The organism is Streptomyces sp. NPDC020192, assembly GCF_044388685.1.
Lineage (GTDB): Bacteria > Actinomycetota > Actinomycetes > Streptomycetales > Streptomycetaceae > Streptomyces.
Map to the genome: position 1 here is coordinate 23,020 of NZ_JBIRXG010000008.1, position 26,199 is coordinate 49,218.

General features: G+C 71.1%; 26 protein-coding genes and 1 pseudogene. 17 read left to right on the top strand and 10 right to left on the bottom strand.

All coding sequences use genetic code 11. The features are described from left to right. Nucleotides 1-9: 9 nt before the first annotated feature. The gene (gene glgX, locus ACH47Z_RS17105; RefSeq protein ID WP_399074286.1) at nucleotides 10-2,259 is read right to left on the bottom strand and encodes a glycogen debranching protein GlgX; all 2,250 of its coding nucleotides are present in this window, start codon (nucleotides 2,257-2,259) and stop codon (nucleotides 10-12) included. A gap of 203 nt (nucleotides 2,260-2,462) precedes the next feature. On the opposite strand from glgX, the gene ACH47Z_RS17110 reads away from it, so the two are divergent. From ACH47Z_RS17110 to ACH47Z_RS17150, 9 genes and pseudogenes are all read left to right on the top strand, one after another. Next, nucleotides 2,463-3,686, top strand: coding sequence for an Ig-like domain-containing protein (locus ACH47Z_RS17110; protein WP_399074288.1), 1,224 nt, complete (start codon nucleotides 2,463-2,465; stop codon nucleotides 3,684-3,686). A 146-nt stretch (nucleotides 3,687-3,832) separates the two neighbouring features. Beyond that, a complete protein-coding gene (locus tag ACH47Z_RS17115) occupies nucleotides 3,833-5,077 on the top strand; it encodes an Ig-like domain-containing protein (protein WP_399074290.1) in 1,245 nt (414 codons plus the stop codon). 79 nt (nucleotides 5,078-5,156) lie between these two features. Beyond that, nucleotides 5,157-5,924, top strand: a complete 768-nt coding sequence (locus ACH47Z_RS17120; protein WP_399074292.1) for an enoyl-CoA hydratase/isomerase family protein — start codon at nucleotides 5,157-5,159, stop codon at nucleotides 5,922-5,924. A 299-nt stretch (nucleotides 5,925-6,223) separates the two neighbouring features. After that, a complete protein-coding gene (locus ACH47Z_RS17125; protein WP_399074294.1) occupies nucleotides 6,224-6,727 on the top strand; it encodes an ATP-binding protein in 504 nt (167 codons plus the stop codon). Nucleotides 6,728-6,812: 85 nt separating this feature from the next. Beyond that, nucleotides 6,813-7,619 (top strand): polysaccharide deacetylase family protein, encoded by an 807-nt coding sequence (locus ACH47Z_RS17130; protein ID WP_399074296.1) that lies wholly within the window; start codon nucleotides 6,813-6,815, stop codon nucleotides 7,617-7,619. Further along, complete coding sequence (locus ACH47Z_RS17135; RefSeq protein ID WP_399074298.1) at nucleotides 7,619-8,812, top strand: beta-propeller fold lactonase family protein; 1,194 nt, start codon at nucleotides 7,619-7,621, stop codon at nucleotides 8,810-8,812. Before ACH47Z_RS17130 ends, ACH47Z_RS17135 begins: the two co-directional genes overlap by 1 nt. Before the next feature lie 106 nt (nucleotides 8,813-8,918). Then, nucleotides 8,919-9,388, top strand: a pseudogene (locus tag ACH47Z_RS17140) (hypothetical protein). Nucleotides 9,389-9,457: 69 nt separating this feature from the next. Beyond that, nucleotides 9,458-10,369 carry a MerR family transcriptional regulator gene (locus ACH47Z_RS17145; protein WP_399074300.1) on the top strand — a complete coding sequence of 304 codons (912 nt, stop codon included), beginning with the start codon at nucleotides 9,458-9,460 and terminating at the stop codon, nucleotides 10,367-10,369. A 59-nt stretch (nucleotides 10,370-10,428) separates the two neighbouring features. Continuing rightward, entirely contained in the window at nucleotides 10,429-10,641 is a 213-nt protein-coding gene (locus ACH47Z_RS17150) for an EF-hand domain-containing protein (RefSeq protein WP_399074302.1), read from the top strand. A 36-nt stretch (nucleotides 10,642-10,677) separates the two neighbouring features. Here the strand turns inward: ACH47Z_RS17150 and ACH47Z_RS17155 are convergent, their stop codons facing one another. Continuing rightward, nucleotides 10,678-11,595 (bottom strand): AraC family transcriptional regulator, encoded by a 918-nt coding sequence (locus ACH47Z_RS17155; protein ID WP_399074304.1) that lies wholly within the window; start codon nucleotides 11,593-11,595, stop codon nucleotides 10,678-10,680. Between the two features lie 115 nt (nucleotides 11,596-11,710). Between ACH47Z_RS17155 and ACH47Z_RS17160 the strand changes: the two genes are divergently transcribed. The 3 genes from ACH47Z_RS17160 to ACH47Z_RS17170 all read left to right on the top strand — a co-directional run bounded on the left by ACH47Z_RS17160 (nucleotide 11,711) and on the right by ACH47Z_RS17170 (nucleotide 13,681). Then, complete coding sequence (locus ACH47Z_RS17160; protein ID WP_399074306.1) at nucleotides 11,711-12,703, top strand: zinc-dependent alcohol dehydrogenase family protein; 993 nt, start codon at nucleotides 11,711-11,713, stop codon at nucleotides 12,701-12,703. 103 nt (nucleotides 12,704-12,806) lie between these two features. Beyond that, entirely contained in the window at nucleotides 12,807-13,469 is a 663-nt protein-coding gene (locus tag ACH47Z_RS17165) for an NADPH-dependent F420 reductase (RefSeq protein WP_399074833.1), read from the top strand. A 35-nt stretch (nucleotides 13,470-13,504) separates the two neighbouring features. Then, nucleotides 13,505-13,681, top strand: a complete 177-nt coding sequence (locus tag ACH47Z_RS17170; RefSeq protein WP_399074835.1) for an endonuclease domain-containing protein — start codon at nucleotides 13,505-13,507, stop codon at nucleotides 13,679-13,681. Between the two features lie 54 nt (nucleotides 13,682-13,735). Here ACH47Z_RS17170 and ACH47Z_RS17175 read toward each other — a convergent pair whose 3' ends face one another. Together ACH47Z_RS17175 and ACH47Z_RS17180 are read right to left on the bottom strand one after the other, a co-directional pair. Next, nucleotides 13,736-14,293 carry a GH25 family lysozyme gene (locus ACH47Z_RS17175; protein ID WP_399074308.1) on the bottom strand — a complete coding sequence of 186 codons (558 nt, stop codon included), beginning with the start codon at nucleotides 14,291-14,293 and terminating at the stop codon, nucleotides 13,736-13,738. A 102-nt stretch (nucleotides 14,294-14,395) separates the two neighbouring features. Beyond that, on the bottom strand, nucleotides 14,396-15,436 hold the full coding sequence (locus tag ACH47Z_RS17180; RefSeq protein WP_399074310.1) for a phosphatidylinositol-specific phospholipase C domain-containing protein: 1,041 nt from the start codon (nucleotides 15,434-15,436) through the stop codon (nucleotides 14,396-14,398). Between the two features lie 142 nt (nucleotides 15,437-15,578). Between ACH47Z_RS17180 and ACH47Z_RS17185 the strand changes: the two genes are divergently transcribed. From ACH47Z_RS17185 to ACH47Z_RS17195, 3 genes are read left to right on the top strand one after another with little or no spacing between them, the layout of a single operon-like run. Then, nucleotides 15,579-15,749, top strand: coding sequence for a CopG family transcriptional regulator (locus tag ACH47Z_RS17185; RefSeq protein WP_399074312.1), 171 nt, complete (start codon nucleotides 15,579-15,581; stop codon nucleotides 15,747-15,749). Nucleotide 15,750: 1 nt separating this feature from the next. Further along, a complete protein-coding gene (locus ACH47Z_RS17190) occupies nucleotides 15,751-16,101 on the top strand; it encodes a VOC family protein (RefSeq protein ID WP_399074314.1) in 351 nt (116 codons plus the stop codon). Next, nucleotides 16,098-16,967, top strand: a complete 870-nt coding sequence (locus tag ACH47Z_RS17195) for a class I SAM-dependent methyltransferase (RefSeq protein ID WP_399074316.1) — start codon at nucleotides 16,098-16,100, stop codon at nucleotides 16,965-16,967. The genes ACH47Z_RS17190 and ACH47Z_RS17195 overlap by 4 nt, the downstream gene beginning before the upstream one ends. Nucleotides 16,968-16,999: 32 nt before the next feature. Here the strand turns inward: ACH47Z_RS17195 and ACH47Z_RS17200 are convergent, their stop codons facing one another. Further along, nucleotides 17,000-17,965, bottom strand: coding sequence for a WD40 repeat domain-containing protein (locus ACH47Z_RS17200; RefSeq protein ID WP_399074318.1), 966 nt, complete (start codon nucleotides 17,963-17,965; stop codon nucleotides 17,000-17,002). Between the two features lie 163 nt (nucleotides 17,966-18,128). Then, complete coding sequence (locus ACH47Z_RS17205; RefSeq protein WP_399074320.1) at nucleotides 18,129-18,533, bottom strand: hypothetical protein; 405 nt, start codon at nucleotides 18,531-18,533, stop codon at nucleotides 18,129-18,131. Nucleotides 18,534-18,908: 375 nt separating this feature from the next. Here ACH47Z_RS17205 and ACH47Z_RS17210 point away from each other — a divergent pair, with 375 nt between their 5' ends. Continuing rightward, a complete protein-coding gene (locus tag ACH47Z_RS17210) occupies nucleotides 18,909-21,305 on the top strand; it encodes an NB-ARC domain-containing protein (RefSeq protein WP_399074322.1) in 2,397 nt (798 codons plus the stop codon). A gap of 9 nt (nucleotides 21,306-21,314) precedes the next feature. Here ACH47Z_RS17210 and ACH47Z_RS17215 read toward each other — a convergent pair whose 3' ends face one another. Then, complete coding sequence (locus ACH47Z_RS17215) at nucleotides 21,315-23,102, bottom strand: hypothetical protein (protein WP_399074837.1); 1,788 nt, start codon at nucleotides 23,100-23,102, stop codon at nucleotides 21,315-21,317. 74 nt (nucleotides 23,103-23,176) lie between these two features. On the opposite strand from ACH47Z_RS17215, the gene ACH47Z_RS17220 reads away from it, so the two are divergent. Then, complete coding sequence (locus ACH47Z_RS17220; protein WP_399074324.1) at nucleotides 23,177-23,812, top strand: hypothetical protein; 636 nt, start codon at nucleotides 23,177-23,179, stop codon at nucleotides 23,810-23,812. A 97-nt stretch (nucleotides 23,813-23,909) separates the two neighbouring features. Here ACH47Z_RS17220 and ACH47Z_RS17225 read toward each other — a convergent pair whose 3' ends face one another. From ACH47Z_RS17225 to ACH47Z_RS17235, 3 genes are all read right to left on the bottom strand, one after another. After that, a complete protein-coding gene (locus ACH47Z_RS17225; RefSeq protein WP_399074326.1) occupies nucleotides 23,910-24,299 on the bottom strand; it encodes a type II toxin-antitoxin system VapC family toxin in 390 nt (129 codons plus the stop codon). Then, the gene (locus tag ACH47Z_RS17230; protein WP_399074328.1) at nucleotides 24,296-24,568 is read right to left on the bottom strand and encodes a hypothetical protein; all 273 of its coding nucleotides are present in this window, start codon (nucleotides 24,566-24,568) and stop codon (nucleotides 24,296-24,298) included. Before ACH47Z_RS17230 ends, ACH47Z_RS17225 begins: the two co-directional genes overlap by 4 nt. Nucleotides 24,569-24,786: 218 nt before the next feature. Beyond that, nucleotides 24,787-26,154, bottom strand: a complete 1,368-nt coding sequence (locus ACH47Z_RS17235; RefSeq protein WP_399074330.1) for an L-serine ammonia-lyase — start codon at nucleotides 26,152-26,154, stop codon at nucleotides 24,787-24,789. Nucleotides 26,155-26,199 lie beyond the last annotated feature (45 nt).

Genomic DNA, 26,199 nt, shown 5'->3' on the forward strand with positions numbered 1-26,199 from the left:
GTCTGCTACTCAGGAGATGACCCGGAGCAGCAGCACACACCGCCCCGGCACCGTGATCTCCGTCCCCGCCTGATGCACCGTGCCCGGCGGCTCCGCCTGGTCCTCCCGGGAGGTGTCCACGAGCACCTCGTACCGCTCCGCCCACGGCGTTCCCGGCAGCACGAACGCCGTCGGACCCTCGCCCGCGTGCAGTACGGCGAGGAAGCTGTCGTCCACGACCGGCGCGCCCCGCTCGTCCCGGCCCGGGATGTCCCGGCCGGAGAGGTACATGCCGAGCGTGGCCGCGGGGGCGTACCAGTCGGCCTCGGTCATCTCCGTGCCCCGCGGGGTGAACCAGGCCAGGTCGCGCAGGCCGTCCGCCGAGTGCGCGCGGCCGGAGAAGAAGGCGCGCCGGTGCAGCACCGGGTGGCGGTGGCGCAGGGCGATCAGCCGGGAGGTCAGGTCGGCGAGCGCCCGCCAGCCCGGCTGCTCCAGCAGCGACCAGTCCAGCCAGCTGACCTCGTTGTCCTGGCAGTAGGCGTTGTTGTTGCCGCCCTGGGTGCGGCCGAGTTCGTCGCCGGCCACCAGCATGGGCACGCCGGTGGAGAGCAGCAGGGTCGTCAGCAGGTTCCTCAACTGGCGGCGGCGCAGGGCCCGTACCTCCTGGTCCGCCGTCTCGCCCTCCGCCCCGCAGTTCCAGGAGCGGTTGTCGTCGGTGCCGTCGCGGTTGTCCTCGCCGTTGGCCTCGTTGTGCTTGCGCTGGTACGACACCAGGTCGCGCAGGGTGAACCCGTCGTGCGCGGTGACGAAGTTGACCGAGGCGTACGGGCGCCGGCCGCCCCAGGCGTACAGGTCGCTGGAACCGGACAGCCGGTAGCCCATCTCCCGTACGTCGGGCAGGGCATGGCGCCAGAAGTCCCGGACCGCGTTGCGGTAGCGGTCGTTCCACTCCGTCCACAGCGGGGGGAACGCGCCCACCTGGTAGCCGCCCGAGCCGATGTCCCACGGCTCGGCGATCAGTTTGACGCGCCTGAGCACCGGGTCCTGGGCAATGACCGCCAGAAAGGGGGACAGCATGTCGACGTCGTGCATCGAGCGGGCCAGCGCCGCCGCGAGGTCGAAGCGGAAGCCGTCCACGCCCATCTCGGTCACCCAGTAGCGCAGCGAGTCCGTGATCAGGCGCAGGACCTGAGGCTGGACGACATGGAGGGTGTTGCCGCAGCCGGTGTAGTCGGCGTAGCGGCGGGCGTCGCCCTGGAGGCGGTAGTAGCCGCGGTTGTCGATGCCCTTCAACGACAACGTGGGCCCCAACTCCCCTGCTTCCGCCGTGTGGTTGTAGACCACGTCGAGGATGACCTCGATGCCGGCCGCGTGCAGCGCGCGCACCATCCGCTTGAACTCGCCGACCTGCTGGCCTGTCGTACCGGAGGCCGCGTACCCGGCGTGCGGGGCGAAGTAGCCGATCGAGTTGTAGCCCCAGTAGTTCCTGAGGCCTCTGCGCAGCAGGTGGTCCTCGTGCGCGAACTGGTGGACCGGGAGCAGCTCCACGGCCGTCACGCCCAGCCCGGTCAGGTGCTCGAGGGCGGCCGGGTGCGCCAATCCGGCGTAGGTGCCCCGGAGTTCCTCCGGGATCCCCGGGTGCAGCTTGGTGAAGCCGCGCACGTGCAGCTCGTAGAGGACGGAGTCGGCCCACGGGGTCTTCGGCCGCCGGTCGTCCTCCCAGTCGTCGTCATCGTCGACGACGACGCCCTTCGGCACGTACGGCGCCGAGTCGCGGTCGTCGCGCACGGTGTCGGCGACGTGCTGCTCGGGCCAGTCCCGGACGTGCCCGTACACCTCGGGGGGCAGGCTGAACTCGCCGTCCACCGCCCGGGCGTAGGGGTCGAGCAGCAGTTTGGCCGGGTTCCAGCGGGCGCCGGTCCACGGGTCCCAGCGGCCGTCCACCCGGTAGCCGTAGCGCTGGCCCGGCATCACGCCGGGCACGAAGCCGTGCCAGATCTCGTGCGTCAGTTCGGTCAGCCGGATCTGCGTCTCCCGGCCGTGCTCGTCGAACAGGCACACCCGGACCCTCTCCGCTCCGCCCGCCCACAGCGCGAAGTTGGTGCCCGTGACCCCGTCCGGGCCGACCCGGAACCGGGCACCCAGCGGTGTCGGCGCACCCGGCCAGACCATCGGGGCCGGTGGCACGGCGTGCCGGACGCCGTTCATCACGGCCGCCGGCTGCCCGGCTCCGGCGGCCGGCTCCCCGGCCGGTGCCCGCTGCTCCGCTGCGCTCGTCACCTGTCGGCCCCTTCTTCCAGGCCGGGGGCGGCGCAGTCCGCCCTACCGGAGAGCAGCACGTTCGGCCCTCCGGTACGGCTGCGCCCCTTACGGCTCAGGAACGGGCGCGGCGGCTCCCCAGCGTGTCGTCCTTCCCTCTCTTCTGCCCAGTGCGTGCGTCGCACTCACGTTTCCCCCGGGCAGGCCCGGTCGTTGAGTCCCGCGTGAGGCACGTACAAGGACGCGCACGGCGCGCGGGGGCCGCGCTGGCGGTCGTACTGACATGGGCGGCGCTGCTGGCGGGCTGTTCCGCGGGGGGCTCCGGCCCGCTGGGACTGGGCGGGGCGGCCGGCAGGCCCCCGGCACCCGAGGACGTCATCCATGTCACCCCGGACGACGGCGGCAGGGGCGTCCCGCCGGGGGAGCGGCTGCGGGTGCGGGTGCCGGACGGGCGGCTGGAGAAGGTGAGCGTCGTCAGGTCGCAGGACGCGCAGGACTCCGCGGTGCCCGGCCGGATCAGCGCCGACGGAACGACCTGGCAGCCGGACGACGACCGGCTCGCGCTCGCCGCCCAGTACACCGTCGACGTGGTGGCGGACGACGCCGACGGCCGCCGTACCGCCCGGCACACCACCTTCACCACCCTCGTCCCCGACGAGCGGTTCATCGCCTACGTCACCCCCGAGAACCGCGTCACCGTCGGCACCGGCATGATCGTCTCGCTCGACTTCAGCCGGGAGATCGCCGACCGCGCCGCCGTCGAACGCGCCGTACACGTCAGCGCGCGGCCCCCTGTCGAGATCCGCCCGCACTGGTTCGGCAAGGGCCGCCTGGACTTCCGCCCCGAGCAGTACTGGCAGCCCGGCACCGAGGTCACCGTCGAGCTGAACCTGCGGGACGTGGAAGGCGCCCCCGGCGTCTACGGCCTGCAGGCCAAGACCTTCGCCTTCACCGTCGGCCGCAGCCAGGTCTCCCTGGTGGACGCGGCCCGGCACACCATGGCGGTACGGCGCGACGGCCGGCTGATGGCCGTCGTGCCGATCACCGCGGGCGCCCCGAAGAACCCGACGTACAACGGCAAGATGGTGGTGATGAACATGCTGGACGTCACCCGCATGAACAGCCGCACGGTCGGTTTCGGCGGTGAGTACGACATCCCCGACGTTCCGCACGCCATGAAGCTCACCGACTCCGGGACCTTCGTGCACGGCAACTACTGGTCGCCGGACGCCCCCGGGCACGTCAACGTCAGTCACGGGTGCGTGGGGCTCAGGGACGTCAAGGGCGGCAGTTCGGACACGCCCGCGGGCTGGTTCTTCGACCGCAGCCTCGTCGGTGACGTCATCGAGGTCGTCCACAGCGTCGACAGGACGGTCGCCCCCGACAACGGCCTCGGCGGCTGGAACTTGACCTGGCAGGAGTGGAAAGCGGGCGGCGCGGTGAAGTAACCAGGGGAGGGGGCAACGGCCGCGGGCGGAATTTGCGACGGAACGGTGACATTCACCTGACACTCCGCTCAAAACCAGGCGGTTAATATGCGCGCACCAATGTGGTGGGGAGCGGGCCTGACCTGGTCCGGCGAGGGGAGAACGACTTGAACGTGCGGCCAATATCGGGGGCGTCGGCGGCGGGACGGCGAGGCCGTAGGAGCAAGGGGTGGGCGCTGATATCCGGCGCCCTGGTGCTGTCGCTCGCGGCGTGCGGCGGAGGAGGCGGCAAGGGGTCCGCCGGCTCGGGCGACGGCAAGGGCTCCAGCACCCAGCAGGGCAGCCAGCAGCAGTCCGTGGCCGCCGTGACCATCTCGCCCAAGTCCGGCGCCACCGGCGTCGACACGAGCGGCGCGCTGAAGGTGGACGTCGCCAAGGGCAAGCTGACCGAGGTCACCGTCAAGGACGCCAAGGGCACGAAGGTCGACGGCACCATCGCGGGCGGGGGCGCGTCCTGGACGCCGTCGACCCATCTGGCCGCCGCCACCAAGTACACGGTGCATGCGGTCGCGAAGGACTCCGAGGGCCGCGAGGCCGCCGAGGACTCCTCGTTCACCACCCTGACCCCGAAGAACACCTTCCTCGGCGACTTCACCCCCGAGGACGGCTCCACCGTCGGCGTGGGCATGCCGTTCTCCGTCAACTTCACGCGGGGCATCACCAACCCGCAGGCCGTCGAGAAGGCCATCAGGATCACGACGTCGCCCGCGGTGGACGTCGAGGGCCACTGGTTCGGCAACGACCGCCTCGACTTCCGCCCCGAGAAGTACTGGAAGGAAGGCACCAAGGTCACCGTCGACCTCAACCTCGACGGTGTCGAGGGCCGTTCCGGCGTCTACGGCTCGCAGCACAAGACCGTGAAGTTCACCATCGGCCGCAACCAGGTCTCCATCGTGGACGCCAAGAAGCACACGATGAAGATCACCCAGGACGGCAAGGTCATCAAGACCCTCCCGGTCACCACCGGCAAGCCCGGCTACGACACCTGGAACGGCGAGATGGTCATCAGCGAGAAGCTCACGGTGACCCGAATGAACGGCGAGACGGTCGGCTACGGCGGCGAGTACGACATCAAGGACGTCCCGCACGCCATGCGCCTGACCACCTCCGGCACCTTCATCCACGGCAACTACTGGGGCGGCGACGCCTTCGGCAACTACAACGCCAGCCACGGCTGCGTCGGCCTCGAAGACGTGCGCGGCGGCTACGACGGCTCCGTCCCGGCGGCCTGGTTCTTCAACCACTCGATCATCGGCGACGTGGTCGTCGTCCAGCACTCCGACGACCGCACGGTGGACCCGGCCAACGGGTTCAACGGGTGGAACATGTCGTGGGCCGACTGGACGAAGTGACCTTTCTCCGGCCGACGGGCCCGGTGCTGTGACCGACGGCACCGGGCCCGTTCCCGTTAACCCCCGCTAACCTGCGGGCATGACCGTGAATCTCGAAGTCGCCGAAGGCGTCGGTACCCTCCGTCTCGACCGGCCGCCGATGAACGCGCTGGACGTCGCCACCCAGGACCGGCTGAAGGAGCTCGCCGAGGAGGTCACGCGGCGCGACGACGTGCGCGCCGTGGTGATCTACGGCGGTGAGCGGGTGTTCGCGGCGGGCGCGGACATCAAGGAGATGCAGGACATGGATCACACCGCGATGATCCTGCGCGCCCGCGCCCTGCAGGACGCCTTCACGGCCGTGGCCCGCATTCCCAAGCCCGTCGTCGCGGCCGTCACCGGCTACGCCCTCGGCGGCGGCTGCGAGCTGGCCCTGTGCGCCGACTTCCGCATCGCCGCGGACAACGCCAAGCTCGGCCAGCCCGAGATCCTGCTCGGCCTGATCCCGGGCGCCGGCGGCACCCAGCGGCTGCCCCGGCTGGTCGGCCCCTCCAAGGCCAAGGACCTCATCTTCACGGGCCGTCAGGTCAGGGCCGACGAAGCCCTCGCGATCGGCCTGGTGGACCGCGTCGTCCCGGCCGCCGAGGTGTACGAGCAGGCACACGCCTGGGCCGCGAAGCTCGCCCAGGGCCCCGCGATCGCCCTGCGCGCGGCGAAGGAGGCGGTCGACGCCGGTCTGGAGACCGACATCGAGACCGGGCTCACCGTGGAACGGAACTGGTTCGCGGGCCTGTTCGCCACCGAGGACCGCGAGACCGGCATGCGCAGCTTCGTGGAGGAGGGGCCGGGCAAGGCCAAGTTCCGCTGAGTGTCAGCGGTGTGACGTTCGCCGTAACTCCCGTGGGTCCTCTTGCAATTGACGCGTCGTCTCATCCGGGTCCCTCGATGGGGCGGTTTATGGGAGCCTTAAGGCAACCTTAAGCCCGCGCTGTCGAGGGAGCCTGACGATTGCCCGGAAGCGATCCCTTCGCGCAGGTCAACCGGGCCGCACCGGCATCTGGCATGCCCTCGGCATATGCCGCGCGCAGGAGGGAAGACGGGGGCGCGCGGGGGGCGTATTCCGCCGGAACGGCCCCAAAGACGGCTCAGGACGGCCATCATGGGGGCATGGCGGGGCTGGAGGGCATCGAACAGCCGCGGGGACACAGTCGTGCTGCCGCGGCACGCTGGTCGCCCGGGGTTGAGGACGAACAGGCGCTCAAGGCGCTCGAACTGTTCGGCAACCCGACGGAGGCGGAGGTCCCGCTGCCGTCCCGCCCGGAATCCGCGGCCACCGCCCGCCGGCTCGCCCAGGTCGTCGTCCTGCGCACCTGGCGGCTGACCCCCAAGCTCACCGAGGACGCCGTCTTACTCGTGTCGGAACTCGTCGGCAACGCCGTACGGCACACCGGTGCCCGCGTCTTCGGCCTCCGCATGCGCCGCCGCCCCGGCTGGATCCGGGTGGAGGTCCGCGATCCCTCACGCGGGCTGCCCTGTCTGATGCCGGTTCAGGAGCTGGACGTCAGCGGCCGCGGCCTGTTCCTCGTGGACAAGCTGTCCGACCGGTGGGGCGTGGACCTGCTGCCGCGGGGCAAGACGACCTGGTTCGAGATGCGGGTGTCCGACCGGTAGCGAGCGGCCTGCCCGGTGGCGACCGCGACCCGAAGTCATCCCTCAAACGGGCCAATCGGCGGTTTTCTTACCTGTCCGCTCTTAAATGGTGCGGGTGACCACGACCAACCGACGCGGGGTGCTGCGTGCGGGCGCCGGACTCGTCGCCGGCGGCGCGCTCGCCGCCGGTTGCGGTGCCGGACAGGCCGCCCCGACCACCACCCCGGGCTCCACGTCCCCCTCCGTACCCCCGTCCGCCGGCCACGGCACGCCCAGCGCCCAGACGGCCCCCGCCCCCCGTGCCTACGCCGGACAGCCCGCCCAGATCACCCACGGCCCGCGCACCCGCCCCCAGGTCGCCCTCACCTTCCACGGCCAGGGGGATCCGGGCATCGCCCACTCCCTGCTCGGTACGGCGGAGAAGGCCGGCGCCCGTCTCACCGTGCTCGCCGTCGGCACCTGGCTGGACGAACACCCCGACATCGCCCGCCGGATCCTCGACGGCGGCCACGACCTCGGCAACCACACCCAGCGCCACATCTCCGTCAACGACATGGCCGAGGCCGACGCCCGCAAGGAGATCACCGACTGTGCGGACCGCCTGAAGCGGCTCACCGGATCCATCGGCACCTGGTTCCGCCCCTCCCGCTCGCCCACCGCCTCCCCGCTGGTCGCCCGGCTCGCCCGCGAGGCCGGCTACCCGCACGTGCTGTCGTACGACGTCGACTCGCTCGACTACACGCGCCCGGGCGCCGCCGCCGTCACCCGCAAGGTTCTCGCCGATGTGCGCAACGGGTCGGTGGTGAGCATGCACTTCGGGTACCCGGACACCGTCGCCGCCCTGCCCGACGTCCTTCACGAACTCGACCGCCGCGGACTGCGCGCGGTCACCACCACGGAGCTGCTCAGCTGATGCGAACCACGAAAGCCGCCCGCCTGCTGGCCGCCGGTGCCGCCCTCACCGCCCTGACGCTGCTGTCCGCGTGCAGTTCCGGATCCTCGAAGGGAGCGAACGAAGCTCTCGGCAGCAAGGCCCCGGTCCAGCCGCGGGCGAACCAGAACCAGGACCGGGTGGACGTGCTGCCCGGGATGCCCCCGGTCGAGAACCCGGCCGACCTCTACTCCGCCGACCGCCCGAACCAGCTCTCCCCGGTCGTCAAGGACTTCCCGTCCCGGGTGTACGTCCCCAACACCAACTCCAACACCGTCACCGTCATCGACCCCGCGACCTACAAGGTCATCGAGACGATCCCGGTCGGCCGCCAGCCGCAGCACGTCGTGCCGTCCTGGGACCTGAAGACCCTCTGGGTCAACAACGACCTCGGCAACAGCCTCACCCCGATCGACCCGAGGACCGGCAAGGCCGGCAAGGCGGTCGCCGTGCACGACCCGTACAACCTGTACTTCACGCCCGACGGCAAGTACGCCGTCGTCATGGCCTCCATGGACCGCGCACTCGTCTTCCGTGACGCGCACACCATGAAGGTCGTGAAGTCCGTGCCCGTCAGCTGCTACGGCGTCAACCACGCCGACTTCTCCCCGGACGGCCGCTACTTCATCGTCTCCTGCGAGTTCAGCGGCGAGATCCTCAAGGTCGACACCGCGGAGATGAGGGTCGTCGAACAGGAGAAGCTGCCGTTCCACGGCGCGATGCCGCAGGACGTCAAGATCTCCCCGGACGGCAAGCTGTTCTACATCGCCGACATGATGGCCAACGGCGTGTGGATCCTCGACGGCGACAAGTTCACCAAGCCCCGCCTGCTCTCCACCGGCAAGGGCGCCCACGGCCTCTACATCAGCCGCGACTCCCGCGAGATGTACATCTCCAACCGGGGCGAGGGCACCATCTCCGTCTTCGACTTCACCCGGAACAAGCTCACCAAGAAGTGGCATCTGCCCGGCGGCGGCAGCCCCGACATGGGCGGCGTCTCGGCCGACGGCACGGTCCTCTGGCTCTCCGGCCGCTACAACGCCGAGGTGTACGCCATCGACACCCGGACGGGCAGGGAACTGGCCCGCATCAAGGTCGGCAGCGGCCCGCACGGCCTCGCCGTCTACCCCCAGCCCGGCCGCTACTCCCTCGGCCACACGGGCATCTTCCGCTGAACGGCGCTCAGTTGAGGAAGCCCAGTTGAACACGGGTCAGTGGGACACGCCGCCTTTCGGGTGATGATCCACGCGCCGCGGCCGGTCAGCCGACATCGTGCTGCGCATGATCATCACCCGTATGCGGCGCCGTGTCGTCGCCGCCGTCCTGTCCCTCGGTGCCGTCCTCGCCACCACGGCCGCCACCACCCCCGCGACCCCGCACGCGGCCGCCGCACCCGCCAGGGCGGCCGCACCGGCTTGTCCCCAGTTCGAGGACAAGCTCAAGGCCGCCGCCGACCGGGACGTGGACCTCGGCCGGATCACCCCGACGCCCGCCTGGCGCACCACCTGCGGCACCCTCTACCGCAGCGACAGCCGCTCCCCCGACAAGGTCTTCCCCGTCGGCTTCCTCCCCAAGGACGTCGCGGGCGGCCAGTACGACATCGAGAAGTACGTCCTCGTCAACCAGCCCTCCCCTTCCCCGGCGGCGTCGCCCAGCAGTACATCATCGGGGTCTGCCCGGTCGACAAGGTCAAGAAGATCGAGATCATGGACGACTGCCGGAGCAACCCGTACTACGAGCCCTGGCACTGACGGCCGCGGAGCGGGTCCCCGGGCCCGCTCCTTGAGTCTCCACTCGCTGGAGGGCCCAGACTCCCGGACATGACCGACGACGGCACCGGACTCCTCACCATCGGCGCGCTGGCCCGGGCCACCGGGCTGAGCGTGCGCACCATCCGCTACTGGTCCGACGAGGGCGTGCTCACCCCGGTGACCCGCTCCACGGGCGGCTACCGGCTCTACGACGCCGCCTGCGTCGCCCGCCTGGAGCTGATCCGTACCCTGCGCGAGCTGGGGCTCGGCCTGGACGACGTGCGCGAGGTGCTGGCCGGGGAGCGTTCGGTGGCCGAGGTCGCGGCCACCCATGTGGCGGCGCTGGACGCGCAGATCAGGGCGCTGAAAGTGACCCGGGCCGTGCTGTCGACGGTCGCCCGACGAGGCTCGACGGCAAAGGAGATGACCCTGATGAACAAGCTCGCGCGACTGTCCGCGGCGGAACGTCAGCGGATCATGGAAGAGTTCGTGGACGAGACCCTGCAGGGTCTCGACACGGTGGACCCGGACATCCAGGAGCGGATCCGGCAGACCGCCGTCCGCCTCGCGGACGATCCGACGCCCGAGGAGGTCGACGCCTGGGTGGAGCTGGCGGAAATGCTCCAGGACCCGGACTTCCGGGCCCAGATGCGCCACGCGGTCGAGTTCAACGCCGCCGACCGGCAGCCGGGGGAGCCGCGCGGCAAGGCGATGTGGTTCGCCAAGCGGCTCGTGGACCTGGCCGCCCCGGCGCGGGAGCGGGGCGTCGAGCCCACGGCGCCCGAGGCGGAGGAGGTACTGGCGGAACTGTTCGGGAACACCGACTGGGAGGCCATGCTGGAACGCATGACGGCGGGGTTCAACGAGCGCATCGCCCGCTACCGCGAACTCATCGCCCTGGTGAACCGGCAGCCCGCGCCGTCGCACGCCGAGGACTTCGCCTGGGTGGTCGCCGCACTGCGTGCTCGTGCGGGCCGTTAATCTGACCTGCGTCAGTACGCCAGCACGGCATCAGAAACACGAGTAAAAGGGGCGGATCGGTGGCGGACATCGAGGCAGCACGCAAGGAGTTCCAGCGGATCGACGCGGACGGTGACGGATTCATCACCGCCGCCGAGTTCAAGCACGCGCTGGCCCAGGAGGGCGACTGGAACGTCACCGAGACGGTTGCCCAGGCGATCATCAACCAGCGCGACCTGAACGGCGACAAGGTCCTGTCGTTCGACGAGTTCTGGGCCTACCTGAGCAAGTGACGCGCTGAGGGGGCCCTCCAGGGGAGGGCCCCTTTGTCATGCCTGTCGCCGGTATTGTCCTGGCGCCACCCCGTACTCCCTCTTGAAAGCCTTGGCGAAGGCGAACTCCGAGGTGTAGCCGGTGCGTTCGGCGATCTGGCGCAGGGAGAGGTCGTCGTGGCGCAGCAGCCGGCCCGCCGTCGTCATCCGCCACCAGGTCAGATACGTCAGCGGCGGCTCGCCCACCAGCACCGCGAACCGGCGCGCGAAGGCCGCCCGGGACAGCCCGCCGGCCGCGCCGAGCTCGGCCACCGTCCACGTGCGTGCCGGATCCCCGTGGATCGCGCGCAGCGCCGCCGCGACCGCCGGATCGCCCAGCGCCGCCGCCCAGCCGCGGGCCCGCCCCGCCGCGTGCTCGCCCTCCCACCAGGCCCGCAGGATGTACAGCAACAGGGTGTCCAGCAGCGAGGTGACGATCGCGTCGGTGCCCGGCCGCTGCTCCTCCAGCTCCATCCCGAGCAGCTCCACCGCCGCCCGTAGCGAGCGGTGACCGCCGACCGTGGCGGGCAGGTGCACCACCTCCGGCAGCTCGGCCAGCAGCCGGTGCGCGCGGTCGCGGTCCAGCTGGTACGTCCCGCACAGCGTGACCGTGTCCGGGCAGCCCGGCCTCGGCTCCTCGGGCGGCGTCTTGGTCCAGGTGCCGTCGGGCAGCAGCCGTACCTCGTGCGTGGGTGCACCGGGCGCGCTGACCAGCGAGTGCTCCTGCCCGTGCGCGAGGAAGACGACGTCCCCCGGCGCCAGCGCCACCGGCTCCCCGTCCCGCGGAATCAGCCAGGCCGAGCCGCGCAGCACCACATGGAACCCGGCCTCGGCGGCGCCGGCGAACGTGATGCCCCAGGGCGCGTACTTGTACCGGCGCGCGGAGTGCGGCCGCCCGGTGCGCATCGCGGCGACGACATCGCTGAGTACGTCCATGAGCCCACCTTAGACGGGGAGTTCAGGAGGGGAAGACGTACGGGAAGACGTACGGACATGAAACCGAGACGGAAGGGCATGGAGCGTCTCGTCTCCCCGGCATAGCGTCGACGGCATGACAACTACCGCACGCACAGTGCTCTTTCACGAGACCGGCGGACCCGAGGTCCTCACGGTCGAGGAGACCGAACTGCCGGACCCCGCTCCGGGCGAGGTGCTGGTGCGGGTCGAGGCGCTCGGGCTGAACCGGGCCGAGGCGATGCTGCGCGCCGGGACGTACTTCTACCAGCCCACCCTGCCGGGCTCCCGCAACGGCTACGAGGCCGCCGGCGAGGTGGTGGCGGTCGGCGCGGGTGTGACGGCGTTCGCGCCGGGCGACCCGGTCCTCAGCGCGGCGAACATGCACCTCAGCACCCACGGCGTCTACGGCGACCTCGTCCTGCTGTCCGAGACCTCGGTCGTGCCGCGCCCGGCCGGTGTCGACGCGGTCACCGCCTCCGCCGTCTGGCTCACGTACACGACGGCGTACGGCGCCCTGATCGAGCGGGCCGGCCTGACGGCCGGCGACCATGTGCTGATCACCGGGGCGTCCAGCGGGGTCGGCACCGCGGCGATCCAGGTGGCCCGGCGGGCCGGCGCGGTCCCGATCGCGACCACCCGCACCGAGGCCAAGCGGCAGGCGCTGCTCGATCTGGGTGCCGAGCACGTGATCGTCACCGACGCCGAGGACGTGGTCAAGGAGGCCCGGCGGCTGACCGACGGCCGGGGCGCCGAGATCGTCCTGGACGCGATCGGCGGCTCGTACTTCCGGGAGCTGGGCGGAGCGGCCGCCGCCGACGCCACCATGGTCAGTTACGGCTGGCTGTCCGAGGGCCCCGTCGAACTGCCCCGGAACTGGCCCGTCACGGTCCACGGCTACGCCAACTTCGTCCTGACCGGCAACGCCGAGGGCCGCCGCCGCGCCGCCCACTACGTCGGCTCCGGCCTCACCGACGGCACCCTGCGCCCGGTGATCGCCGAGGTGTACGACGGCCTGGACCGTATGGCGGACGCGCACCGCCTGATGGAGTCGAACACGCACCTGGGCAAGATCGTCGTACGCCCCTGACGCCGTTCGCCCGATTGCCGCATCGCCGGAATACTCCGGTCGGCGCCGAGGTTTACGCCCATCACAAGAAGCATGCACACGCATGGATTATGTGGAGGGTGTCATGAAGATCGGCATCATCGGCGCGGGCAACATCGGCGGCAACCTCACCCGCAGGCTCACCGCCCTCGGCCACGACGTCTCCGTGGCCAACTCCCGGGGCCCCGAGACGCTCAGGGAGCTGGCCGAGGAGACCGGCGCGACCGCGGTCCGGGCCGAGGAGGCGGCCAAGGGCGCCGAGGTGGTGGTCGTCACCGTTCCGCTCAAGGCCGTACCGAACCTCCCGTCGGGCCTGCTGGACGGCGCGGCCGAGGGCGTGGCGGTGATCGACACCGGCAACTACTACCCGAAGGAGCGGGACGGCAGGATCGCGGCCATCGAGGACGAGGGCCTGACCGAGAGCCGCTGGACGGAACAGCACCTGGGCCACCCGGTGATCAAGGCCTTCAACGGCACCTACGCCCAGGACATCCTGGAGCGCCCCCGCCCGGCGGGCAGCCCCGACCGCCTCGCCCTCCCGGTGGCGGGAGACGATGAGGCGGCCAAGGCCAAGGTCCGTGCCCTGATCGACGAACTGGGCTTCGACACGGTCGACGCGGGCGGCATCGACGACTCCTGGCACCAGCAGCCCGACACCCCGGTCTACGGCCTGCGGGCCGGCGTGGAGGCCGTCCGGAAGGCCCTCGCGGAAGCCTCCCCGGAGCGCCCGGCGTCCTTCCGTGGCTGACGTCAACCGCCTTCCGCTCACCGCACCATGTAACGCTGAGCGCGTCCGACTCTGACGGGCGGACCCTGCACATCGACCATGACCACGCGTGCTGTTGGGGCAGGCGAAGCTGTGGTGAGTGCGTGCGTGGCCTGGTCTGTTCGAACTGCAATGCCTACGGCGTTGCCTGGTACGAGAGTCTCCGAACGGGCTTCGGACCTTCGATGTGCTGAACCAGTACCTCGCGGATCCGCCCGTCAAGCGTCTCCGGGCGGAGAAGTGAGCTCTTATGCGCCGTCGGCCCAGTGCTTCAGCGCCGCCGTGCTCGCGAAGTCGGCCACGTTCTTGTCGTGCGGGTTGCTCGTGTACTGGTGGAAGAGCCACTTCGCCTTGATGCGGGGCTTGCCTGCGGTGACGTAGTCGGCGATCCACAGGCCGTCACCGGCGTAGGAGGTGTCGTCGACGTTGATCCAGAAATCGCGGTTCGCGTAGAGGATGACCCGGTGGGTGGGCCGTAGGGACTTCACCTTCTTGATGAAGGTGTCCTTCTCCGCGCTGCTGGCGTGCGTGCTGTCGCCCGTCGTCTCCCAGTCGACGGCGAGGATGTCGCCCGCCTGGGACGGGGCGGCGGACACGAAGTGTTCGGCCTGGGCGGTGAGGTTCCCGGGCCACAGGAAGTGGTAGAAGCCGACGACCAGGCCGGCGTGGCGGGCGGTGTTCGCCTGGGCGGTGGCATGGGGATTGACGTACGTGCGGCCCTCCGTCGCCTTGACGAAGGCGAAGGAGAGGCCGCTCGTGTCGTACGAGGACGACTGGAAGGCGCTGACATCGATGCCCTGGAGCATGTGGGGGACTCCTCGAAGTGCCGGTGGGGGTAAGGAGTTGGCGTTGCTGGTTGAGTGATGCCCCACGACGGCCCGCCCGATCCGCCCCCGGCCGGGGGAACGTCAGCTCCGGGTGACCACCGAACTGAGTACCGACGCCGACTTCGCCGACCAGTCCGAGGTGATGATGCTCGCGTGGTCCCCGGCCAGCAGCGCCAGCCTGGCCGCCACCTCGGCGTCCGTGGGAGTGGTCGAGGAGATCGCCGGGGACACGCCGGCGGCGTCCGTCATGATCAGGATGTAGTGGTTCGTGGAGTAGAACGACGTGTCGTAGCCGTTGTTGACGTACGTCGCCGCGTCGCCGTCGAAGAACACGAACCAGGGGCGGATCGAGGCGTCGGGGGTCCAGCGGCTCGACCGCGGGTCCCCGTTCGCCGCGCCCAGCACCGCGGGGAAGGCCTCGGCCCGCGCGATGTTCCCGGCCGCGTAGAGGTCGCGCAGGTGGTCGCCGTACTCCTGGTCCGTCCAGTAGTGGTCGAACGGGTTCTTCATCTCCACCGTGCCGGGGATCACCTCGAAGACGAACTTGCCCTTGAGGGAGTCCCGGCTCGGCCAGGCGTTCGCCTTCGCGGCCGCGTCCAGCGTGGAGTACGACGAACCCAGCAGGTCGGACGGCTTGTAGACGCTGCTGCCCAGTTTCTGGTCGACCAGCGTGTCGAACTCGTCCGGACCGAGGCCGACGTCGTTGTTGAAGCCGGCCTTCATCTCTATCTTGAAGACGATCGGCGCGTGGTCGGGGTGGAGCTGGTTCCAGGCCGCGATGTTGTCCAGGCAGCTGCCGAAGTCCTGGTTGCGGTCCTTGCTGTACAGCTCGCCGGGCGTCTTCGCGTCCTCGCAGTTGTTGTTGTTGTTGCCGATCGGGTTGCTGTGGCTGACCCGCCAGCGCCTGTTCAGGCTGTCGGCGTAGATGTCGATCTCCAGCAGCGAGGCACCGGAGTCCAGTGCCTGGGCGAAGTACGTGTACTTCGACTTGTCGTACGCGTTGTGCGTGCCGATCGCCGTCGTCTCGGAGAACTTCGCCGCCGCCGCGTGGGCGTTGCCCGGTACCGCCACCAGCACGGCCGCCGCTCCCACGAGCGCCGCCAGCCGTCTCAACACCTGCATGCCTGAACTCCCTTTCGCTGCCGTCGAGTTGGCGGAAGCGTAGGAGGAAGCGGTTACTGCCGGGTAGCCCCTGGAGGAACATCGGCCGCTGTCGTCGTGCGAATCGTGGCGGCTAGATTGCTAGCATGCTAGCCTCGTGGCCGTGGGTGATGAGGACGTCAAGCAGTTCAACGTGTACCTGCCGATCGGACTGATCAAGCAGGTGAAGTACCGCGCCATCGAGTCGGGCATGTCGCTGTCGGCGCTGGTCGCAGACGCGCTGCGCGCCTACCTCGACGACGCCCGTGGAGACCAGACCGACGAGGAGGCCTGACATGGCTACCGAGGGCATCGAAGCCGTCTTCCTGGAGACGCACAACTGGGGCAGGGCGGCCCGGTTCTTCCAGGGACTGGGCTACGACCTGGAGTTCGAGACCGACCACAACTCCGGCCGGCTCCGCAACGGCGACGGGCCGTACGTGTTCATCGCCGAGGTCCCCGGGGACCGGGAGCCGCAGACGCAGATCGTGCTGAAGGTGCCGGACGCGGACGCGTTCCGCGCCGACCCCGCCGTCGAGGTGGTCACCCCGTTCGAGGACACCCACTTCGGGACGCGGCTGATGACCGTCCGCGACCCCGACGGCCGCCTGTGGACCCTCCAGGCTCCCCGGAAGGACCAGCCGTGACGGGTGACGGTGCCACGCCCGGGACCCCGGACAACACCGCCGTGCGCTGCGCCCTGTGGCGGGCGATGCACGTCCGGGTCGACGCGCCGCCCCATGTCCTGGAGGACGAGATCGGCCTGCGGATCGCCGACCCCGCCGACGGCTGGCGCGACCGCCCGGACATGGAGCCGGCGGCCACCAGCACCTTCCGGGCCGCCATGGTGGCCCGTGCCCGGTTCGTCGAGGACCTGCTCGCCGAGCGGGCCGCCGGACACGGCGTCGACCAGTACGTCCTCCTGGGCGCCGGGCTGGACACCTTCGCCCAGCGCAGGGCCGAGGCCGCGTCCCGGCTGCACGTCTTCGAGGTGGACCAGCCCGGCCCGCAGGACTGGAAGCGCCGGCGCCTCGCCGAACTCGGCTACGACATCCCCGACTGGCTGCACCTGGTGCCGGTCGACTTCGAGGCGAGCGGCGGGGCCTGGCGGGAGCAGCTCACGGCGGCCGGGTTCGACCCCGGCCGGCCGGCGGTCATCGCCTCCGTCGGCGTCACGATGTACCTCACCAAGGACGCCACGGCCACGACCCTGCGCCAGATCGCCGGCCTGGCCCCCGGCTCGACCCTCGCCATGACCTTCCTCCTGCCGGAAGACCTCGTGGCCGAGGCCGACCGCCCGGGCCTGCGCCGCAGCAAGGCCGGCGCGGAAAGCGCGGGCACGCCGTTCCTCAGCTTCTACACACCCGAGGAGATGCTGGAACTGGCCCGAGAGGCCGGATTCAAGGAGGCCCGGCACGTCTCGGGCACCTCCCTCGCCGAGCGGTACTTCGCCGGCCGGCCGGACGGCCTGCGGCCGTCCACGGGGGAGGATCTGCTGCTGGCCGACACCTGATCGGTTACCACCCGGCAGGTCCTGGAGGAATATCAGCCTCCGGTGTCGGATGCGGCGCTGGTTTCGGGCCTGCGCCTCCACAGACTCGCCGTACCGTCGCCGCTCACCGTGGCCACGAGCCGGGCGTCGGGGCTGAAGGCGACGCCGGTGACCCGCCTGGCGCCGGTGAACGGGCGCCCGAGGTAGCGGGGGTGTGCGGCAACGGTCACATCCCACAGGCGCACAGTCCCGCCGTCGTTCACCGTGGCCAGCAGTCGGCCGTCCGCGCTGAAAGCGAGGCCGTCGGTCTTCTCGCCGCCGGGGGTGAAGGGGGGCGCCGCCTGTGGATGTCGCGGGTCCGCGAGGTTCCACAGGCGCACGGCTCCGGCGGTGTCGGCGAGCGCGAGGATGCGCCCGTCGGGGGAGAACTGCGCGGACCGTGGGGCGTCGAGCAGGCTGCTCAGTCTCACAGGAGGAAGCGGTCTGCCGTGGTCGAGGCGCAGTTCCATCACCTGGGTGGGGCCGCCGGGGCCGGAGGCCACCAGCAGCACACCGCGCCCCGTGACGCGAAGGGCCTTCACCACTCCGACGGTGCGAGCGAAGGACCACTGGGGCAGTCCCGATCCCACCGCCAGGGCGCGCATACCGTTCGTCCCGGCGGTCACGAGTGTCCGGCCGTCCGGGCTGATGCCGAGGGCGGTCACCCCTGCCCCCGCCACGCCGTCCCCGAGGCCGACGCGTTCCGGATGCTCGGGGTCCGCCATGTCCCACGTGTCCACCGAGGAGCCGCTGACCGTCACGAGCAACCGGCCGTCCGGCGTGAACGCCGCCGTACCGGCTCGCCCGAGCCGGCCGGTGTCCGGCCGCCACTGCTCCGGCTGTACTGCGTCCCCGTGCTCCGGCGCCACGCTCTGCCACGGCGACGGCAGCGTCCCCTGTACGGCGGCGGAGGTGAGGCATGCCAGTACGACGAGCCAACTGGTCAGCAGCCCGGGGAGCCATTTCGTCCGCGAGGACATTCGGCAGGGGCGCGTAAGCGGTGCCAGAACCGGGGCGACCCCCGCCGACAGTGGGCGTGCGGCCAGGGCCGTCACCAGCCGGGCGCCGGGGCGGTCCCGCCCCGGCGGCGGTGCATCCGGAGGATGAGCCCCCAGCGCCAGTACCAGGCGGCCGAAGGGAGTGTCAGCTCGCAGCATTGGACCCCCTGGGCCGCGACAGTGCCTCGTCGTCCTCGCCCGCCTGCCGCGCGGTGGGCAGCGGGGACTCGGGATGCTGGGGCGCACCCGGGCCGGTGACGGGGATGGACTGGAAGAACTTGGCCACGACGAGCGGGGTCGTCACGCCGACGGCGAAGGCAGCCGTGGCGTTGGGCAGTTGGCCCGAGTTCCCCAGCGCCGCGGTGAGACCGAAGCCGGCGAACAGCCGTAGGCCGATGGCCACCAGCATCACCGGGCGGTCGGCGCGGTTGCGCCACGGCCAGCGCCAGCGGCTGCGCGGACCGTTCGGTCGCATGAGCGCGGAGAGGTTGAGCGCTTCGGCGACACTGCTGCCCAGCAGTCCCCAGAGCGCAGCGTACAGGTCGGTCACCGAACTGATGGTAGCGGTATGTGATCGAATAGTAGCTCTTTGTGGTGAACCTGCTTTCTGTGGCTTGCCTCCTGGGCTGCCGGTGTCGGCGTGGCTCGGCGGACTTGCCGGGTGACGAGGTCGATGCCGGTGACGTGGGCGGCGTTGCCCATTCCGTCCGCGCGGGGACGGAGCGGCTCGGCCGGGCTGGCCGTGGCCTGCTGAAGGGCGTGGACGTACCAGGGGGATGCCTGGGCGAGCACGTCAGGCCTCCAGGAGGTGGAGGCCGGTGAAGGCGCGGGGAAGTCCAGCAGCCGCCGGCCGCGACCGGACGCGTCGATACGATGGCGGGTACGGCGAGTTGGGGGGAGTTCCGCGGTGGAACCGTTGATGGGCATGGCACTCTCGGCTGTCGGTACGGTCGCTTCGGGTGCCCTCTCCGGAGCGGGCGGCGAGGCGGGCAGGCGGATCTCCGAGCGGCTCTACGACCTGCTGAGCCGGGGGCGTGCCGGGGACGACTCCGGGTCGGCGGAGGGTGGTTCGAGTCGGCCCGCCCTCCCCGTCACCGAGCGCCAGCAGACCGAGGCGGCCCGGCAGTTGCTCGAACTCGCCCGCAGATCACCGGAGTTCGCCCGCGAGGTGACGGAGTGGGTCCGTGAGGCCTCGTGGCTGTCGCCGCGTGCCGTACCCGCCGTGGCGCACGGTGCCTCGCGGCCGCGGATGCTGCCGCCGACGACGGCCGTGTTCACCGACCGCACGGAGGTGCTCGCCTGGCTCACGGCCCTGCTCGACGAGGAGGGCCGGGGACCGGGTGCGCCCGTCGTCGCCGTCCTCACCGGTGCGGGTGGCATCGGCAAGACCGCCGCCGCCGTGCACGGTGCGACCGAGCTGCGGGAGCGGTTTCCCGACGGGGTGCTGTTCGCGGACCTGAAGGGCGCCTCGGCCGGTACGGCGCTCGCACCCTCCGACGTGCTCGCGCGCTTCCTGGAGCGGCTCGGGGTGCCGTCCGCCATGGTGCCGGGTGACGAGGGGCGCCAGCGGGATCTGTACCGCGACTGCACGGCCGACCGGCGCCTGATCGTCGTACTGGACAACGCCCATGACGACGCCCAGGTCATTCCGCTGCTCCCGGCCTCGCCGGAGTGCCTCGTCCTGGTGACGAGCCGGTACCGGCTGGGGCGCCTCGTGGGCGAGCACGGTGCCCGGCCGTATCAGCTGGGGCCGCTGTCGACCGAGGACGCCGTGACGCTGATCAGACGGGTCGCCGGGCGCGACCGCCCGGCCGCCCCGGACGCCGTGGTCCGGGCCGTGGCGGAGGGCACGGGCGGGATTCCCCTCGCGGTGTGTACCACGGGCGCCGGTCTGGCCGTACGGCACCAACTGACCTGGGAGCGCGTCGCGCGGCAGCTGTCCGACCGGAACCGCGATCGCGACCGGGGAGGCGCCGCCGTGGACGAGGACGCCCCGGACGGTACGGCCGATCCCGTCCGGCGCGTCCAGGACGCCGCCTACGCCGAACTGGCCCCCGACTGCGCCGCGTTCTACCGCGCGCTCGCGGTGTGGCCCTGGCCGACCGTGACCCTCCTGTGCGCCGCGCACGCCGCCGGCATCCGCGAGGACGAGGCGCGGGCGCTGCTCGAGGAGCTGGCCCGGGTGCATCTGCTGGAGGAGGTCGGGGAGGAGCGCTACCGGTTCCACGACCTGACCCGGGCGCACGCCCGCGCGCTCGCGGAGGCCGAGGACGGGCCCGCCCGCATGGCCGCCGCGGTCCGCCGGGTGGCGGTCGCGCAGCTGCGGTTCGCGGCTGCCGCGGACTTCCGTGTCATGCCGCTGCGCTGGCGGCTCGGCCCCGCCTATCGGGGACTCGTCCTGCCGGAACCGCGCGACCCCGCGGACGGCAAGCGCGCGCTGGCCGAACTGCGCGCCGAGCGGGAGAACCTCGCGGCCGTCATCCGGGCGGCCGCGCACCACGGCTTCCACGACTACGTCTGGCAGTTGTGCGAGGCCATGTGGGGCCTGCATCTGCTGCTCGGCTTCCACGCCCAGTGGATCGACACACACCTGCTCGGCGTCGAGGCCGCCCGGCGCAGCGTGGCCGAGGAGTTCGGCGACCCACGAGCCGTCGGCCGGATGTGGACGCAGCTCGCCTTCGGCTACATGGGGGCCGGTCAGGTGGCGCAGGCCGAGGACGCCCTCGTACGGGCCAGGGCCGCTGACCGGGACTGCGGCCACCACCGGGGCGAGGCGACCGCCGTCGAGGCACTGGGGCTGCTCCGCCTCAAGCAGTGGGAGTTCGCCGGCGCCCAGGAGTGTTTCGAGGAGGCGCAGGAGGTGCTGCGCCGGATCGGCCCGGGTGAGGACGGCTGGGCGGACGTGCCCCGGGCCACGGCCCTGCTGGAGCACCACATCGGCCGCGCCCTGACCAGGCAGCGGCACTTCCCTTCTGCCGTCGGCCGGTTGAACGACGCCCTCGCGCAGTTCCGCCGGCTGCCGGGCGGCGGCGACACCTACAACGCGGGCCGCGTCTACATGAGCCTGGGCGACGCCCACCTGGACGCGGGAGACGCGGAGCAGGCGCGGGTGTGTCTCGACGAGGCCGTCAAGGTGATGACCGAGGCGGGCGCGGGGCTGCAACTGGCCGACGCCGTCGAGGCACGGGCCCGCTGCCATCGCGCGTCGGGCCGCCGCGCGGAGGAGGCGGAGGACCTGCGCACCGCCGCCGCGCGGTACGAGGAGCACGAGAACCACCTCGGCCTCGCACGGGTGCGGGCGCGCCTGGCCGAGCTGGAGTGAGCCGGCGGCTCACGGCCCGGCAGGGGACAGCGGCTCGACGGTGACGGCGTGTGCCGCCTCACCCGTGCGTACGGTGATCCCGGGCACGGCCCGGTCCAGGCCCCTTCCGCTCGTGAGCCAGGCGTAGAGGGCGGAGGCGTAGGCGGCCGGGTCGCACAGGTCGGCTCGCCCGTCGAGGCCCGGGGCGGCGGACAGCCGTACCAGGTCTCCCTCGCGGGTGCGGACGACGCAGCGGTCCGGCCCGTCGACGTAGGCGACCAGCCCGCAGTACGGGTAGCGGTCGAGTGCCTCCGCCGTCCAGGCGGCCGGCGGGCCGAGCCGCGGGTCGTCCTCGGCCGCGTACCGTACGACGATGTCGGCGATGCGCAGCCGACCGGTGTCCCGTGTCTCCTCGTCGACCAGGGTGTGGGCGCAGTCCACCCAGGCCGCCGACTCGTCCGACGGGTCGGGTTCGGCACCGGCGACGGCGTACCGGGCGACGGTGACCGCCGCCGGATCCGTGCCGATGCCGCCGGTGAGCACGCGCACCGGGGCGGTACGACGGGCGGGCAGGTACGGCGGCAGCGGCAGCGGGTCGAGCAGCGCGGGGTGTGCCGCGGGCTCGGGGATGTCCATGAGGTCGTAGAACAGGCGGCGCAGCAGAGCGGCCGATTCCCCCGGGGACGAACTGGTCTGCTCCGTGAGTTCCTTGTACCGGCCGGGGTTGTGGGACGCGACGGCCCGGTCGATCTGGGCGCGCAGGCTGCCCCGGCGGACGAGCCGGGGTGCCGTGCGGCCGAGGGCGGCGACGGGGGAGAGCGGGTCGAGGTCCTGCTGGGGGAACGCGCCGAGGAGGACGGGGATGCCGATGGATGCCGCGTAGTAGGTGACGCTCGAGTGGTCCCCGAGGACGCAGTCGGCGGCGATCAGGGCCTGGCGCCACCCGTCGAGGGGAGGGATCGCGTCGAGGCCGGCCCGTCGCGCGGTGTCCAGCCAGGCACGGACCTGTCCGGGACCGTGGCCGTACCAGATGTTCGGGTGCAGGACCGCGACCGTCCGGTACTCGTCGGCCGGCAGCTCCGTCGCCAGCCGGGACAGCAGCCAGGGGAGCAGGTCGTCCGCCGCCGGCTCCGCGGCTTTGCCGAAGAGGGAGCGGGGTGCCCAGGTGGAGCTGACGACGACCAGTCGCTGTCCGGGGCCCACGCCCAACGCCCGTCGGTAGAGGGCGCGTTGAGGGAGTGCGTCGAGGATGCGGTCGTAGCACGGGTCCCCCGCGAGCACCGCGGTGGGCGCCACCTCCGGACAGGACGAGCGCAGCCGCTCGAGTTGTTCGGGGTGGGAGAGGACGGTGGCGTCGGCGAGGGGGCGGCCGTCGGACAGGAGCCAGTCGGGAGAGAGACCGAAGACCGGTGTTGTCCGGTGTTGTCCGGTGTTGTCCGGTGTCGCCAGCCTCTTATTGTATCCGACGCCGTGGGACAGGACCGCCAACTTGCCCTGGATCGCGGCCAGCTCACCGCCGTAACTGGCGGACACGGCCAGGTCGAACGGCGTCTCCCTGGCCTGCTCCCAGGGCAGGACCGGCAGCCCGGCCCGTGCCAGCAGCTCGGGCACTCCGGCCAGGAACGGGGACGAACCCGTGCAGGTGGCGAACATCTGCACGCGCAGGTCGCCGGAGAACAGCGGGAGGACGTCCAGCAGGCGCGTCGCCGATGTCACGTTGTGCACGACGAACAGGACACGGCGACAGCCGGCCCGCGTGACCCAACGCTCCGCGTCCTCACCCACCGGCACGCGCAACCGCGCCGCCCCGCCCGTCACCGCCCCACCCGTCACACGGTTTACCTCAGCACCCGATGATGTTCACCGCAAGTCCGCCCCGGGGCGGATGCGACGTGGTGCGTATAGGCCTGGGCCACCAGGCCGCCCTGCAGTCGGGAGTCGAGGTGCAGCTTGGCGAGTATGCGCGTCACATGCGCCTTGACCGTGCGCTCGGTGACGAACAACATGAGATTCCGGACGCCGACGCCGGCAGTCCTGAGGCGGTCGATCATGTGAGGGCTCTGGCGGCCGACTTTCCCACCCGTCTGAATCTGCGAGCCGCGCTGGTGTCGGCACGAGCCAACTGCCTTGCGGCGACATGGACTCCGGTGGACCTCGATGAGGTCATTGCCATCCTGGCTGGCGTTGCCGTGCCTTCCGAACCCACGTTTGCGGAATCCGAACTCGTGAAGGCATTGGAAGCCTTCCAGGACATGGGAAGCCATGCATTCCGCGAGGGCATCGTGCGGGATATGCAGCGACTCATGGATGTGGACCGGTTGCTTCCGATCCCGGATCACAATCTTGCGCGTGACCACCTACGGGCGATCGCCAGGTACGTCTTCGGTGAAGGCGGCCCGGAAGCCCGACGTGCCCTGCTCGCGGCACTCGAAGGAGCTCGTCCCGACGAGAGAGCCCTGGACCAGCTAAGAGGCCTACTCGCGGCGCACGAAAGCCGACCAGCAAGAGACGCTGCTCTCGAGGAGTGAGTCGTGGAGAGACAGCGCACTTCCGCGCGCCGGCACGGTGGGTGCCCACCCGAATGGATCGAGCTGGCAGCCGATGCCGGCACGGCATCCCACTGGCTCAGACCTTGATCACTCGGGTGCCGGTGCCGCACAGCATGCGGAGGTCCTCGGGGTCTGAAGTCAGGATCGTCACCGGGGAGGGTGAGGCGAGCGCGGTGGCAGCCACGATGGCGTCGAGGGCGTACTTGTGGCCGTGCAGCCCGGCTGCGGCGAGGAGTTTGCTGGCGTGGCGGGCGATGGCTTCGGTGGGCGGGATGACGTTCACGCGAGACACGGCGTAATCGAAACGGGCCTGATTGGTTTTGGGGTCGCGGGCTTCAACGAGGGTGACAGAGCTGGTGACGACGCGGATGTCTTCAGCCTCGGCCGCGGCCAGCCACTCGGTGAGTTCGGGGGTACGTCGTACGAGTTTGGACAGGCCTTCGCAGTCCAGGACGAGGGTGCTCACGCGGCGTCCGCCGAATCGGCCGCGTCGCCGCGCAGGAGGGCTCGCTTGGCCTCGACGGCAGCCTGGTCGACGGGGCCGTGCTCGGCTTCGGCGTCCTCGATGAGTTCGCGCAGTCGGTCGCGTTCCAGTTGGCGCTGGATGAGGGCTTCGACGTAGGCGGACATGCCTCGCTTGCCGGTACGCGCTTTGAGGGCTGCGATGGTGCCTTCGTGGAGGGAGACGGAGACCGGGCGGACAGGGCCTTCGCCAGGGGCGGGAGAAGTAGCCATACGCCAAGTTTAACAAAATTGTTGTTATTGGACTCAGGTGCTTCTGCTGTTCGCCGCAGTTCTGGCGCCGGGTCCACGCTGGGGTCGGCCGCACGTCGTGTCCGCCCAGAGGTGTCCGAGGCGCGGGCACCGCCGTGTCGCGGGACTTTCCGCCGCGTGAGCAAGGAAGGACCTGGTAGCGCCGAAAGGCACGAACACGCAGGTCAGGGCCTGTTTCCTCAGCACTCGATGATGTTCACCGCGAGCCCGCCCCGGGCGGTCTCCTTGTACTTCACGCTCATGTCCGCGCCGGTGTCCTTCATGGTCTTGATGACCTTGTCCAGGGACACCTTGTGGGAACCGTCGCCGCGCATCGCCATCTTCGCGGCCGTGACCGCCTTCACCGCGGCCATGCCGTTGCGCTCGATGCAGGGGATCTGGACGAGGCCGCCGACCGGGTCGCAGGTGAGGCCGAGGTTGTGTTCCATGCCGATCTCGGCGGCGTTCTCGACCTGCTCAGGGGACCCGCCCAGGACCTCCGCGAGCGCGCCCGCCGCCATCGAGCAGGCGGAGCCGACCTCGCCCTGGCAGCCGACCTCGGCGCCGGAGATGGAGGCGTTCTCCTTGAAGAGCATGCCGATCGCGCCCGCCGCGAGCAGGAAGCGGACCACTCCGTCCTCGTCGGCTCCCGGCACGAAGTTGATGTAGTAGTGCAGGACCGCGGGGATGATGCCCGCCGCGCCGTTGGTCGGGGCCGTCACCACCCGGCCCCCGGCCGCGTTCTCCTCGTTCACGGCCATCGCGTAGAGCGTGATCCACTCCATCGCGTGCGCCAACGGGTCGCCCTCGGCGCGCAGTTGGCGGGCCGAGACGGCCGCGCGACGGCGGACCTTGAGGCCACCGGGGAGAATGCCCTCGCGGGACATGCCGCGCTGGACGCACTCGCGCATCACCCGCCAGATCTCCAGCAGACCGGCGCGGATCTCGTCCTCGGTGCGCCAGGCCCGCTCGTTCTCCAGCATCAGCGAGGAGATCGACAGGCCCGTCTCCTTCGTCAGGCGCAGCAACTCGTCGCCCGTGCGGAAGGAGTACTTCAGGACCGTGTCGTCCAGCACGATCCGGTCCGCGCCGACCGCGTCCTCGTCCACGACGAAGCCGCCGCCGACCGAGTAGTACGTCTTCGACAGCAGCTCGGCGCCCTCGGCGTCGTACGCCCAGATCGTCATGCCGTTCGCGTGGTACGGCAGGGCCTTGCGGCGGTGCAGCACGAGATCCCGGTCGAAGTCGAAGGCGATCTCCTGCTCACCGAGGAGCGAGATGCGGCCCGACTCCTTGATCCCCGCCACCCGCTCGTCGGCCGTCTCGACGTCCACCGTGCGCGGCGAGGCGCCCTCCAGACCGAGCAGGACGGCCTTCGGGGTGCCGTGGCCGTGGCCGGTCGCGCCGAGCGAGCCGTACAGCTCGCAGCGCACGGACACGACCGAGCCCAGCAGGCCCTCATTGCGCAGGCGGCGGGTGAACATGCGCGCCGCGCGCATCGGGCCGACCGTGTGGGAGCTGGACGGGCCGATGCCGATCGAGAACAGGTCGAAGACCGAGATGGCCACGGTCACTCCTCAGTAAACAGGGGGTGGTGGGGCACCCTCCCAGGG

Excerpts from the sequence above, each read along its gene's own strand:
- ACH47Z_RS17120 (WP_399074292.1), top strand. The coding sequence starts at position 5,157 with ATGACCGTGAATCTCGAAGTCGCCGAAGGCGTCGGTACCCTCCGTCTC.
- ACH47Z_RS17125 (WP_399074294.1), top strand. The coding sequence starts at position 6,224 with ATGGCGGGGCTGGAGGGCATCGAACAGCCGCGGGGACACAGTCGTGCT.
- ACH47Z_RS17130 (WP_399074296.1), top strand. The coding sequence starts at position 6,813 with ATGGTGCGGGTGACCACGACCAACCGACGCGGGGTGCTGCGTGCGGGC.
- ACH47Z_RS17135 (WP_399074298.1), top strand. The coding sequence starts at position 7,619 with ATGCGAACCACGAAAGCCGCCCGCCTGCTGGCCGCCGGTGCCGCCCTC.
- ACH47Z_RS17145 (WP_399074300.1), top strand. The coding sequence starts at position 9,458 with ATGACCGACGACGGCACCGGACTCCTCACCATCGGCGCGCTGGCCCGG.
- ACH47Z_RS17155 (WP_399074304.1), bottom strand. The coding sequence starts at position 11,595 with ATGGACGTACTCAGCGATGTCGTCGCCGCGATGCGCACCGGGCGGCCG.
- ACH47Z_RS17160 (WP_399074306.1), top strand. The coding sequence starts at position 11,711 with ATGACAACTACCGCACGCACAGTGCTCTTTCACGAGACCGGCGGACCC.
- ACH47Z_RS17165 (WP_399074833.1), top strand. The coding sequence starts at position 12,807 with ATGAAGATCGGCATCATCGGCGCGGGCAACATCGGCGGCAACCTCACC.
- ACH47Z_RS17175 (WP_399074308.1), bottom strand. The coding sequence starts at position 14,293 with ATGCTCCAGGGCATCGATGTCAGCGCCTTCCAGTCGTCCTCGTACGAC.
- ACH47Z_RS17180 (WP_399074310.1), bottom strand. The coding sequence starts at position 15,436 with ATGCAGGTGTTGAGACGGCTGGCGGCGCTCGTGGGAGCGGCGGCCGTG.
- ACH47Z_RS17190 (WP_399074314.1), top strand. The coding sequence starts at position 15,751 with ATGGCTACCGAGGGCATCGAAGCCGTCTTCCTGGAGACGCACAACTGG.
- ACH47Z_RS17200 (WP_399074318.1), bottom strand. The coding sequence starts at position 17,965 with ATGTCCTCGCGGACGAAATGGCTCCCCGGGCTGCTGACCAGTTGGCTC.
- ACH47Z_RS17210 (WP_399074322.1), top strand. The coding sequence starts at position 18,909 with ATGGCACTCTCGGCTGTCGGTACGGTCGCTTCGGGTGCCCTCTCCGGA.
- ACH47Z_RS17230 (WP_399074328.1), bottom strand. The coding sequence starts at position 24,568 with ATGGCTACTTCTCCCGCCCCTGGCGAAGGCCCTGTCCGCCCGGTCTCC.